The sequence below is a fragment of the Streptosporangium sp. NPDC003464 genome (genome assembly GCF_053588315.1).
Window position 1 is genome coordinate 1 of record NZ_JBSFPS010000308.1, and the last position, 11,252, is coordinate 11,252.

General features: G+C 69.1%; 12 protein-coding genes. 6 read left to right on the top strand and 6 right to left on the bottom strand.

The genetic code is table 11. The annotated features are described in order from the left end of the window. Positions 1-232 precede the first annotated feature (232 nt). Together ACWDS7_RS41630 and ACWDS7_RS41635 are read left to right on the top strand one after the other, a co-directional pair. Positions 233-871: a hypothetical protein gene (locus ACWDS7_RS41630; RefSeq protein WP_451933774.1), complete on the top strand. Its 639-nt coding sequence runs from the start codon at positions 233-235 to the stop codon at positions 869-871. Between the two features lie 55 nt (positions 872-926). Beyond that, positions 927-1,454: a hypothetical protein gene (locus ACWDS7_RS41635; RefSeq protein ID WP_451933775.1), complete on the top strand. Its 528-nt coding sequence runs from the start codon at positions 927-929 to the stop codon at positions 1,452-1,454. Between the two features lie 374 nt (positions 1,455-1,828). Here the strand turns inward: ACWDS7_RS41635 and ACWDS7_RS41640 are convergent, their stop codons facing one another. Together ACWDS7_RS41640 and ACWDS7_RS41645 are read right to left on the bottom strand one after the other, a co-directional pair. Beyond that, positions 1,829-2,083 carry a hypothetical protein gene (locus ACWDS7_RS41640; RefSeq protein WP_451933776.1) on the bottom strand — a complete coding sequence of 85 codons (255 nt, stop codon included), beginning with the start codon at positions 2,081-2,083 and terminating at the stop codon, positions 1,829-1,831. Positions 2,084-2,466: 383 nt separating this feature from the next. Then, entirely contained in the window at positions 2,467-3,174 is a 708-nt protein-coding gene (locus ACWDS7_RS41645; RefSeq protein ID WP_451933777.1) for an SDR family oxidoreductase, read from the bottom strand. Between the two features lie 637 nt (positions 3,175-3,811). Here ACWDS7_RS41645 and ACWDS7_RS41650 point away from each other — a divergent pair. Further along, entirely contained in the window at positions 3,812-4,915 is a 1,104-nt protein-coding gene (locus tag ACWDS7_RS41650; protein WP_451933778.1) for a sulfite oxidase, read from the top strand. 64 nt (positions 4,916-4,979) lie between these two features. Here ACWDS7_RS41650 and ACWDS7_RS41655 read toward each other — a convergent pair whose 3' ends face one another. Beyond that, positions 4,980-6,143: an FAD-dependent oxidoreductase gene (locus ACWDS7_RS41655; RefSeq protein WP_451933779.1), complete on the bottom strand. Its 1,164-nt coding sequence runs from the start codon at positions 6,141-6,143 to the stop codon at positions 4,980-4,982. Positions 6,144-6,236: 93 nt separating this feature from the next. Between ACWDS7_RS41655 and ACWDS7_RS41660 the strand changes: the two genes are divergently transcribed. Next, positions 6,237-6,806, top strand: coding sequence for a PadR family transcriptional regulator (locus tag ACWDS7_RS41660; protein WP_451933780.1), 570 nt, complete (start codon positions 6,237-6,239; stop codon positions 6,804-6,806). Between the two features lie 34 nt (positions 6,807-6,840). Here the strand turns inward: ACWDS7_RS41660 and ACWDS7_RS41665 are convergent, their stop codons facing one another. Next, the gene (locus ACWDS7_RS41665) at positions 6,841-7,176 is read right to left on the bottom strand and encodes a hypothetical protein (RefSeq protein ID WP_451933781.1); all 336 of its coding nucleotides are present in this window, start codon (positions 7,174-7,176) and stop codon (positions 6,841-6,843) included. A 40-nt stretch (positions 7,177-7,216) separates the two neighbouring features. On the opposite strand from ACWDS7_RS41665, the gene ACWDS7_RS41670 reads away from it, so the two are divergent. Beyond that, positions 7,217-7,471, top strand: coding sequence for a hypothetical protein (locus tag ACWDS7_RS41670; RefSeq protein ID WP_451933782.1), 255 nt, complete (start codon positions 7,217-7,219; stop codon positions 7,469-7,471). Between the two features lie 98 nt (positions 7,472-7,569). Here the strand turns inward: ACWDS7_RS41670 and ACWDS7_RS41675 are convergent, their stop codons facing one another. Both ACWDS7_RS41675 and ACWDS7_RS41680 read right to left on the bottom strand, forming a co-directional pair. After that, positions 7,570-7,782, bottom strand: a complete 213-nt coding sequence (locus ACWDS7_RS41675; protein ID WP_451933783.1) for a hypothetical protein — start codon at positions 7,780-7,782, stop codon at positions 7,570-7,572. A 661-nt stretch (positions 7,783-8,443) separates the two neighbouring features. After that, positions 8,444-9,448, bottom strand: coding sequence for an AsnC family transcriptional regulator (locus ACWDS7_RS41680; protein WP_451933784.1), 1,005 nt, complete (start codon positions 9,446-9,448; stop codon positions 8,444-8,446). A gap of 125 nt (positions 9,449-9,573) precedes the next feature. Between ACWDS7_RS41680 and ACWDS7_RS41685 the strand changes: the two genes are divergently transcribed. Continuing rightward, positions 9,574-11,073 (top strand): MFS transporter, encoded by a 1,500-nt coding sequence (locus ACWDS7_RS41685; RefSeq protein WP_451933785.1) that lies wholly within the window; start codon positions 9,574-9,576, stop codon positions 11,071-11,073. Positions 11,074-11,252 lie beyond the last annotated feature (179 nt).

Sequence of the window (11,252 nt, forward strand, 5' to 3'; positions counted from 1 at the left end):
AGAGCGCCGAAACCCGCCCTCTCCGAACGGAGCAACGGGCTGCCGCACCCTCATGGACTCAGGGGAGACCCAGCGGTGGAGCGCTTACGAAAACCCAGGTCAGAGCCATATCCGCCCGATTTTCCGCCAGTACTACCGGGACCCCGGATGGGCCGGGCATGAAGGTTGCCAAGACAGGTAGTGACCTTGGAGGCTCTCCTTACCGACGCGTGCGACCTTCCAGGAGCGCCCTGTGATCATCGAGGATCTGTCCGAGCCGGAACTCGCCCTTTGGGAGGCGTTTCCCACAGCGCGTCCTGTGGATCTTCCTGGCACCCCCGTTCGGGCTGCGATCATCGCAAGGATGTTACTCGGCGCCCGGGAACGCCTTGCAGGGCAGACGCCTGGCATGCACCTGTCCAGCGCCCGGATCGCGGGCCGATTGGACCTGTCGTACGCCGAGGTACAGCACCCTCTGATCTTGACCAAGTGCGAGTTCGAGGAAGCGCCGGTCTTCACCGGAGCCCGCACCGGCCTGGTGGACCTCGCGGCCTCCCGGGCGCCCGGACTGCAGGCTGTAGACGCTGTGATCGGCGGGGCACTGCGCCTGGAAGGCTGCGAGATGGCCGGCCCGATCCAGCTTGCCGGGGCCCATGTGTCCGGGACACTGAATCTCAGCGGCGCAGCGATCCACGCACTTCAGGCTGTCCATGCCGACGGCCTGATCGTCGACCGTGATCTTCTGTGCGCGAACGCCGTCATCGACGGTGAGTTACGCGTTGTCGGCGCCAAGATAGGCGGGACGATGACCCTCGATGGCGCACGGGTCGGGCGGTCAGGCGGCTTCAGCCTCACCGCCGAGGGGGTCGTCATCGACAGCGGGTTGTCGTGACAGTCGGGTCGGCGTGCTCGATGACGCTCCCAGCCGGTGGCCTGCTCACGTCCTGATGAACGGCTTCACCTATGACGGCCTGGAGGCTCCCCTGCCTGTCCGGGAGCGACTTGTCTGGCTGGCCAGGGATGCCTACCAACCTCAACCCTATGAGCAGTTGGCCGCCGTCTACCGCCGGCAGGGTCACGATGAGGCTGCTCGCGACGTGCTGCTGGCCAAACAGCGTCGCCGCCGCTCGGGCCAGCGGCTCGGGGCGCGGCTGTGGGGATATGTGCAGGACTGGACCGTCGGGTACGGCTACCGCCCCTTCCGCGCTGCGCTCTGGCTCGCAGCCCTTCTCCTTATCGGCGCGGTCGTTTTCACCGCCCACCAGCCACCGGCCTTCAAGCCAGGCGAGGCTCCCCCCTTCAACGCCTTCCTCTACACCCTGGACCTGCTCCTCCCGATCATCAGCTTCGGACAGGAGAGCTCCTTCGGCCCGCGCGGCGCACAACAGTGGCTCGCCGCGGCGATGATCACTGCAGGGTGGATCCTCGCAACGACCATCCTGGCAGGACTCACTCGCGCACTCTCGCGCCAATAACGCGACCAGAAGCGGCCACCTTGACGCCCTCTCAGCAGCCACTGACAGGGTGATCCACCTAGGAGCTGGGGTCACGGTCAGCACAGCACCCCCGTCTCCGTCGTCACCCAGGGTTACTTTGCCCCGGGTGACGCGGACCCGAGTGGGAGGCCGCACGAGCAGGCACGCTATGGCCCTCAACCAGGGCAAACAGCCGTCGTCACCGAACCGTCGTCAAGATCGACTCTCTAGCGCCAAAATCCGGTCCGATCCTCCCCGGAGGCCATTGCATCCGGCAGGCCGCTCACCGTGAAACACCGTTGATCTTGCAGGGACTTACTGGCCCCATGCCACGCACTGGCGGACCCACGCGGAGCGATCCCGTCCCAGCCGCGTCAAGACCTCGCGGGGGCAGACCGGACCCAGATGCCGGGGTCGGTGGTCGCCGGCCGGTGCAACAGCGCGGTCGGCAGGCGGACGTTGCCGGCGGCGGTGCGCACCGTGCTGTCGGGGTCGTCGGCCAGCGCGGCCAGCAGCGGCGCGCTGAGGTCGGGGTTGGAGGCGGCATTGGCGCGCAGCCAGGAGTCGGGGTCGGTGGCGGCCTGGTCGATCAGCCAGCGCGGAACCCACGGATGGGCCAGGGCGCCCAAGAATCCCCCAGGAAGTGACCGAACTCGGCGAGCACACTGCTGCGCCGCCTACAGCCGCAAGCAGGCCACCCCCACCCCCATGCGATTGACCCGCCCCGACGCCGCCAACCGCACAGCATCACCCCGACCGCCGGGCTCTGCACGTCCATCGGCCGGCTCCCCGTGCACTCACAGCGCTCCGACACCGCCAGATGCCTTCACCACAGTCACCACACGAGCCTGAACCAGCCCGGCCGGCGGCCATAGGAGCCCGGAAACAACAAGATCCCGTCAACTTCCTTCAAGCCGTCTCAAGAACGGCCCCAGACGCCAGGTAGCAGTTCTGCCACCACACAGAGCACCAGCAGAGAGCCCATCGAAGGGCCCCCTGCTTCAACGCCGACTCACCAGGGCAAAGCGCCGTCGTCCTGCAGGAAGGCGCCCGTCGGACCGTTCGCGTCCAGACTGGCGAGATGCACGGCTATCGCTGCGCCCTGCTCTGCCGTACGGAATCCGGTGTGCCCGTTGAGGTCGGTGGCGCAGTAGCCGGGGTTGGCCGCGTTGACTTTGATCGGGGTCTCGAGGAGCTCCTTGGCGTACGCGACGGTGATCATGTTGAGTGCCGACTTCGAGGAGTTGTAGGCCACGTAGGAGTGCGCCCAGAGGGCGCTCTCCGGGTCGCTCGCGTAGGTGAGGGACCCCAGCTCGCTCGACATGTTGACGATTCTGCCTGCCTTCGACGTGCGAAGCAGCGGCAGCATGGCGTTGGTGACGGTGATGACGCCGAACACGTTCGTCTCATAGACACCTCGCACCGCCTCCAGGGAGATGCCGCTCGGGGTGAGCTCCTCCGGCCCGCCGGTGACTCCCGCGTTGTTGATGAGGACGTCGAGCGTGCCGTACTCCTTCTCGATCCACTTCGCCGCCGCCTGAGCACTGGCGGGGTCGGTGACGTCGAGGGGCACGTACCGCTGCCCGAGCCGGTCGGCGGCGGCGCGGCCGCGCTCCTCGTCGCGTGCGCCGATCAGGACGGTCATCCCCCGCTCGCCGAGCGGTCGTGCCGTCTCGAAGCCGATTCCCTTGTTGGCACCTGTGATGAGAGCTGTCGTCATGGGTCCAACGCTGGCCGTGGACGGGGCCGAGCGGGAGAGCCCTTCTTATGCTGGTACAAGCTGTACCAGGGTCAATGTGTCATTCGTGGCGCAGGATGGGGACAGGATGGGGACAGGATGGGGAGATGAACCAGTTGCCCGAGTTCCTGCGCGACAGGCGTGCCAAGGTCAAGCCCGGCGAGGTCGGCCTTCCGGAAGGTCAGCGCCGCCGGACGCCTGGGCTCCGTCGTCAGGAGGTCGCGCACCTGGCCGGGATGTCGGTCGATTACTACATCCGGTTGGAGCGACGTAGCCATACCGCGACGCCGCCCGACTCACCATCAGCATGCCGGAACGGCGTCATCTCGCCTTCCGTTCGGTACGACTGGCCCTCAAACGGAACTAAACGAAACCAGCGACATCGGAACGGCCCTGGTCCGGATGCGATGACGGACCGTTTCGCTGCTCAGCGTGCCGTACGGTCCTCGGCGTGCCTGTTGGGCATGGGTGGTGAGGGTGTGACGCGGCGCGTGCGGTCCGAACGGGCCGCTGGAGCCGTAAAGACATCCTGACGTATCAGCTTTATCGGTGAATTTGCCGTCCGGGAGCTGGACACCTGCTTCTCCGAGGAGATAACACGGAACAAGGGGTGGTGCTCATGGCCACAGTCGATGAATCGGTCAGCCCACCGGCGCGAGTGGCAGATCCCGGCGAGGACATCTCACTGGACGAGCTCCGGCTCGCGGCGCGCAATCACGGCATGCCGCTGGAAGCGCTGCGCTACGACGTCACCCCGGTGGGCCTGCACTACCTGCTGATCCACTACGACATCCCCCACCTCGACCCCCAGGCGTGGCGGCTGCGGATCGACGGTCACGTCCGGCACCCGCTGACGCTCGACCTCGCCGCGATCCGGGCCAGGCCGTACGTCACCCATCGCGTCACGCTCGAATGCGCCGGCAACGGCCGAGCCCGGCTCGCCCCTCGGCCGATCAGCCAGCCCTGGCTGGACGAGGCGGTCGGCACGGCCGAGTGGACCGGCACCCCGCTGGCGCCGCTGCTGCGCGAGGCAGGCATCCGGGACGGCGCCGTCGACGTGGCGTTCACCGGCGCCGACCACGGCATCGAGCGCGGCGTCGAGCAGGACTACACGCGCGGCCTGCCACTGGCCGAGGCCCTGCGCGAGGACGTGCTGCTGGTGCACACCATGAACGGTCAGCCGCTGCCGCCGCAGCACGGCGCCCCGCTCCGCCTCCTGGTGCCCTCCTGGTACGGCATGGCCCAGGTGAAATGGCTCGTGCGCATCTCGGTGCTCGACACGCCGTTCGCGGGTTACCAGAACGCCACGGCGTACCGGATCAAGCACTGGCCGGACGACGACGGCGAACCGGTGACCCGGATCCGGCCCCGCGCGCTCATGCAGCCTCCCGGCTTTCCCGATTTCCAGACCCGCGGCCGCATCCTCGACCGCGGTGTCCATGAGGTGGCGGGCCGGGCCTGGTCGGGGTGGGGGCCGGTGACGCGGGTCGAGGTGAGCGTGGACGGCGGCGCGACCTGGGCGGAGGCCGAGCTGGGGCCGCAGCCGAGCCGGTACGCCTGGCGGGCCTGGCGGTGGACGTGGCACGCACGGGAGCCGGGGCGCTACGACCTGTGCGTCCGGGCGAGCGACGCCGCCGGCAACGTCCAGCCGGTCGAACAGCCGTGGAACCGCCAGGGCATGGCGAACAACCAGGTGCAGCGGGTGCCGGTCCTCGTGCGGTGACTCATCCGCCGCACCGCCGTTCGAGGCGCTCCGCCCGGGTCCGCGGCGACCTGCCCTCGGGCCGTCAGGCGGTGACGCGGGCGTCCCAGTCGATACGGTGGTGGTGCACGGGGGCGAACATCTGCTCGGGGGCCGGCATCGCGGGACGGTCTCCCGCCTTGCCCGCCTTGGCCTTGTTCTTGGCCGCGGCGTCCCCGGCGATCATCGACACACGGGGGCGGCGCAGCCGCTCGTAGGCCGCGAACGCCTCCTCCGGGGTGGGCAGGTCGCGCAGGCAGCGGGCCAGTTCGACGGCGCTCTCGGCGGACAGTGACGCGCCTTGGCCGGAGCTGGAGGAGGGGGCGTGCGCGGCGTCGCCGACCAGGACCATGCGGCCCCGGTGCCAGGTCGGGACGTCCGGCATCGCCTCCATCGGGCCGACGGCCATCAGGTCCTCGGGCGCGGTGCGGGTGAGCAGGGTCTGGCCGGGGACGTGCCCGGCGTACAGGGCGCGCAGCCGCTCCAGCCATTCGGCGGCGGGCACGGCGCGGACCAGGGCGGAGGTCAGCGGCTCTTCGCTGGGCAGGCTGCCGAACCAGACGATCCGGCCGTCCGGCAGCGCCCAGTAACCGAGGAACGCGCGGCCGAATGCGAAGTACATCGTTCCCGGCTCGGCCTCCACGTCATCGCCGGGAGCGATCCCGCCGAAGCTGAGCACCCCGCCGTAGACCGGGCCGGGCGCGCCCGGGTCGATCAGGGTGCGAACGGTGGAGCGGATGCCGTCCGCGCCGACCAGGACGTCGGCGCTCGCCGTGGTGCCGTCGGCGAACGTGGCGGTCACGCCGTCCGGGCCCTGGACCGCGCCGACCAGCCGCTTGCCGTACTGGATCTCGACACCTTGCGCCACCGTGTGGTCGGCGAGGGCGCGGAACAGGTCGGCCCTGGCCATGGCCAGCGTGGGCGGCAGGCCGGGGAAGCCGTGGAAGTCGGCCAGCCGCCGCCCGGTGGCATCGGCCATCACCACGCCCGGAACCGGCTGTCCGATCTTGGCGACCGCCTCATCCGCACCGACCACGCCCAGGGCGTTACGGCCGTTGGGGGCCAGGGACAGCATCGCGCCGACCCCGTCGGCGGCGGTGGGGTGGGCCTCGAAAACGGTGGCGGTGATCCCCGCCCGGGCCAAGGCCAGGGCCGTCACCGGCCCGGCCACGCCACCGCCGATCACCAGGGCCGTCCGCACGCTACTCATGTTCACTCCTCAGGAGAGTTCGTCGGTCACAGGCGAAATAGTTTCATTGAAACTAGTTATTGGTCAACTAGTGTCTGGCATAAGATGGCGGGCATGACCGTACGAAGTTCACCTCTCGCCCTGACCGTGCTGGCCCTGCTCCACTACAAACCGCTGCACCCCTACGGGATGCAGCGGCTGATCAAGCAGTGGGGCAAGGATCAGGTCGTCAACGTGAGTCAGCGCGCGAGCCTTTACCGGACGATCGACCGGCTGGCCGCCGAGGGCCTGATCCGGGTCCGTGACACCGAGCGCGACCAGGCCTATCCCGAGCGGACCGTCTACGAGCTGACCGACGACGGCCGGGCGACCGCTCGCGCCTGGATGGACGAGATGCTGGCCACCCGCAGGCGGGAGTTCCCCGAGTTCCCCGCAGCCCTTTCCCACCTGCTCATGATCGCTCCAGAGGAGGCCCTCGCCGCCCTGGAGCGCCGCGCCGACAACGTCGCCGCCGACCTTGCCGAGCTGGACGCTGTCCTGGCCGCTCACACGACCGACGGCCACGCCCGTGTGGGCGCGCTGGAGACCGAGTATCTGCGCGCGGTCGCCGCGACCGAGCGGGACTGGCTGTACGCAGTGATCGACGACCTGCGCTCAGGCCGCCTCTCCTGGCAGGGCGCCTGACGGGGGTGAGGCGCATCGGAACGATGGCCGGCGATTATCTCCCCGCCGGCGCTGCCCACCGCCGCATCAGAGCTGGTCGGCGAATGATCGAAGCTCGGCGATCACACTGCACTGCGGCCTCGAGTTGGGCCACCCACAACGCCCGATGGGTGGCGAAGCTGTCGATCAGCGCCTGCCAGCGCTGCTCCGGCTTGTCGGACGGGGTGCGACGGGCGAGTTCGTCGCCGAGCTCGTCGACCGTTTCCACCAGGGGGCCAGTAGCAATCGCGGAAAATCCAACGGAAATGGGTCTGACCTGCATGGATGGACTCTGGGCCTGCCGTCCCGTGATCGCTTTTCTCAAGGAGTTTCCGTAGGTCAGCAGCAACACTGTTGGATTCTGCTCCATTGCCACCGGGACCCCAACCCGAGTGGAGGGCCCTGAGCACCGGCTGCGACTCGTCGGCAACGTCGGCCGCAAAAGCGCCGCCGGCAGGGCCGAACTCCACCGCCTGCTGGACGACGTGCGCAGCACTCGCGAAAGCCCGAAAAGGGCGCTGACGATCGAGGTGGCGAAGGTAGGCGATCACTTCCCTGAGCGCGGTCACTTCCCTGAGCACGGTCACTTCCCTGAGCGGCAGGAGGTGGATGCCCTTTCCGCTCAGGACGACCCAGCAGGCCCCTGACGGCTCTCGCGGCGAGGGCCGGCGGTGGATTCATCCGGCCAGAGGCGAGTGCTCCCCTGCGATTGATCACGAACCGGGGCGGGCCGGGCCGGCGACGGTCAGCCGCCGCCGTCACCCCCGTCCCCGCCATAGCCGCCGTAGCTGCCGCCGCTGTAGTCGCCGCCCGCGCCGGACGACCCCCCGGAGCCGGATGAGCTCCCGGAGCCTGAGGGGCCGTCCCAGAGAGAGCCGTCGATGAGCGCGCCCACTAGGTATCCGATGCTGCCGAACAGGAGCATGCCCGCGATCAGGTTTTCCAGCTTGTCCGCCACAGCGCCCCGCGGTCCGATGCTCGCACGCGACCCCGATCACGCTAGCCGCCCGGACCTCAGGCGGCCAGGCGCCACTGGCCGCGCTCTTCGTCCGGCCTCAGGCCTACTTCTTGCGGTGAATGTTCGGGTGGTCGAAGGGAGGCACGCCGTATTCCGGTGGCACCCCTATTCCCTATTCGGCCGCATCCCAGCGCTGCCCTCCGGTGCCGGAATCCCAGTCTCCGCGATGTCCGGCACGCACCCCGCGACCTGCAACGATCGATCTAGTTTGGGGTTGGGGACGCCTTCGGGAGGAGAACGCCACGACGGTGGGCACCACTTCTCCCTTGCCACAGATAACAGGGCCGCTTCACGTAGCGGACGGTGGCCGTCGTTCCAGGTCGCGATCATTGATGCCGCAGATAACAGGGCAGTATCTGCGGTCAATTACGCTCGACGAGACTCGACACGGAACCGCACAGCGATGACCTGCGCGGACGGGGCTTGGCGCACGATCCGGTTCCGATGTTCCTCAGATCCCGCGACCGCAGGACCCTGCCGATAGGCGACACCTGATTACGTGAGGTCGCCAGTGAACCGCCCCCTCCACGGGGGCGCCAGAGGGCTGGGCACCGTGACGCGCGCCCTCGAAGAGACGTTCTGGGACTGAACGCCTCAGCCGTCAGCGGCGCGGTGTATCCAGGAAGGCCGGGTCGAGGACGGCGCCGACACGCTTGACGTTCTGGACGATGGGGGCGGTCTCGACGTGGCCGATCGACTTCAGGGCGGCCACCCGTTCGGTGAGGTAACGGTAGAGCTCGCGGGAGTTACGGCATACGACCTGGACGGCCAGGTTGGTGGGCCCGGTGGTGGCCGCAGCGAAGACGACCTCGGGGTGCCCGGCGAGCGCCTGCCCGGTAGCGACCAGCTCCGCGGGGGCGACCGTCGCCCACAATCGGGCCGCGGTATGGAAACCGACGTATGAGAGATCGAACTCGGCGTAGTAGTGGAGCACGCCGATGCCGCGCAGATGGTCGAGACGGCGTCCGACGGTGGACTGCGACCAGCCGGTCGCGGCGGCGAGCTCGGCGTGGCCGGCCCGGCCGTCACGGGCCAGGATGTCGAGGAGCTGCTGGTCGCCAGGGTCCAGAGGCTGGATGTCGTCGATCTCCGGCGCCGGCTCGGGGCTCAGCCGCTGGACCTCCTCCGGGCTGAGAGCCTCCAGGCTGCGGATCCTGCCGGGTGAGCCGTAATAGGTGTGCAGGACCGAATGCGCAGCGATGGCGACGACCCGGTTACCGCGCGGCAACCCGTCCAGCAGAAGTTGCTCGCTCTCGACCTGGCTGCGGGTGCGTGCGATACAGAGCAGTTCGGTGCCGCCGGAGACGATCTGGACCCAGGCGGTGTCAGGACGCCGCGCGAGAGTGGCGGCGACGCTCTGCGCTGCGCCGGGCGCGCAGCGGAGCCTGAGGAGCCATCGGCCGTGGGCGACGTAGTTGGCTGGGGGGACGCCGACGATGCGCAGCACGCCCTGCGAGCGCAATCGGCGGTAGCGGCGGGCGATCGTCTGGTCGGAGACGCCGAAGACGTCGGCGATACGGCTGAACGGTGCCCGACCGTCCAGCTGCAGCGCGTGGATGAGCTTGCGATCGAGGTCGTCGGCAACGGCGCCGATGGGGAAATTCACCACTCAAGAGTAAAAGATGTCGAAAATACGGATTTACGCCCTCCTGGATGGATCTCTCGTAGTTCTTCGGCGATCGTTGCCGCCTGACCGCTCTGGCGGTCCGCAACGACCGACGGAGGACTGATATGGGCAAGTGGTGGCCGCTGACGGCGGTCTGTCTCGGGACGTTCATGCTGCTGGTGGACGTCAACATCGTGACGGTGGCGTTGCCGGACATCGCGATGGGGATGAAGGCGTCGTTCTCCTCGCTGCAGTGGGTCATGGACGTCTACGCGCTGGTGCTGGCCGCGCTGCTGATGGGTGCGGGCGCGCTCGCCGACCTGGTGGGACGCCGCAAGGTGTACGTGAGCGGGCTGGCGCTGTTCGCGCTGTCGTCACTGGTCTGCGGGCTGGCTCCGGACGCGGTGGTGCTCGTCGGCGCGCGGGCGGTGCAGGGCGCCGGCGCGGCGATGATGTTCGCGACGACCGTCGCCTTGGTCAACGCCTCCTACGAGGGACGCGACCGGGGAGTGGCGTTCGGCGTCTGGGGGGCGGTGAACGGCGCGGCAGCGGGCGTCGGGCCGCTCCTGGGCGGGCTGGTGACGCAGGAGTTCGGCTGGCGGTGGATCTTCCTGGTGAACCTGCCGGTCAGTGTACTGGCCGTGGGGCTGACCCTGAGGGTGGTTCGTGAGTCGCGCGACCCGGTGGCACGGCGGATCGATCTGCCCGGTGTGGCGCTGTTCGTCCTGGCCGCTGGCGCGGTGACGTACGCGCTGACAAGGGCGGGAGAGAACGGATGGACCTCGGCGACGACGCTCGGCATGTTCGCGATCGGGGCAGCCGCCCTGACCGCCTTCGTCGTGGTCGAGATCCGTGCCCGGCATTCCCTGCTGGACCTGCGTCTGTTCCGCAACCCGACGTTCGCCGGGATCATGATCGCCTCGCTGGTGATGTCGGGGGCGGCCTTCGCCTACCTGCTCTACACCTCGCTGTGGCTGCAGGCCGTCCAAGGGCTGAGCGCGATCGGGGCCGGGCTGGTCATCCTGCCGATGAGCGGCCTGTCGTTCGTGACCTCCTGGCTGACCGGGCGCTTCCTCCACCGGGTGTCACCCCGGTGGACCGTCGGCGCCGGAATGCTGCTCATCGGGATCGGGACGCTGAGCCAGGCGGTGCTGACCGCGAGATCGGGCTGGACCGCCGTCATCCCCGGGTTCGCGATCACCGGGATCGGCGTCGGACTGGCCCTCCCCAACGTCACGGCGGCGGCGATGGGCTCCGTTCCGCCGGAGCGAAGTGGGATGGCGGCCGGTGCTGTCAGCGCGTTCAGGCAGCTCGGCTACGCGCTGGGAATCGCGGTGCTTGGCAGCGTCTTCCGTGCGACGCTGCAACATTCCCTGGAGGGCGAGGTGCCCGATCCCGCCGCCATGACGGAGGCTCTCACCGGAGGCCAGGCCGCGCAGGCGATCAGCCAGGTCTCCGACGCGACCGTCGTCCCGGCCGCCTACGCGGCCGGTCTCAACGCCGCGACCATGACCGCGGCGGCGATTGCGCTCGCCGCCGCAGTGGCGACGATCGCCCTGGTACGCCGCCCGGCTCCGGCCCCGAGCCCGGCCGCGCCCGAACCCGCTACGGCCTCAGCACCCTGACCTAAGCTTGATCTTTAACCTGTCTGTCCAAGCCGGGCAGCGAGGGTGGTTTCTCGCTTGATGGTTTGCCGACGTCGTAGTGGGGTGCCGGTCGATCGCCGCGGCGAACGCCCCTGGTCCGACCGGCGTCGCGGCGTCCGCACCGAGCGCCACTCTCGCCAGCGCCTCCACCGCGGGCC

Bases quoted from the DNA above. Each gene is read 5' to 3' on its own strand.
- ACWDS7_RS41635 (WP_451933775.1), top strand. From the start codon at position 927: ATGAACGGCTTCACCTATGACGGCCTGGAGGCTCCCCTGCCTGTCCGG.
- ACWDS7_RS41645 (WP_451933777.1), bottom strand. From the start codon at position 3,174: ATGACGACAGCTCTCATCACAGGTGCCAACAAGGGAATCGGCTTCGAG.
- ACWDS7_RS41650 (WP_451933778.1), top strand. From the start codon at position 3,812: ATGGCCACAGTCGATGAATCGGTCAGCCCACCGGCGCGAGTGGCAGAT.
- ACWDS7_RS41655 (WP_451933779.1), bottom strand. From the start codon at position 6,143: ATGAGTAGCGTGCGGACGGCCCTGGTGATCGGCGGTGGCGTGGCCGGG.
- ACWDS7_RS41660 (WP_451933780.1), top strand. From the start codon at position 6,237: ATGACCGTACGAAGTTCACCTCTCGCCCTGACCGTGCTGGCCCTGCTC.
- ACWDS7_RS41685 (WP_451933785.1), top strand. From the start codon at position 9,574: ATGGGCAAGTGGTGGCCGCTGACGGCGGTCTGTCTCGGGACGTTCATG.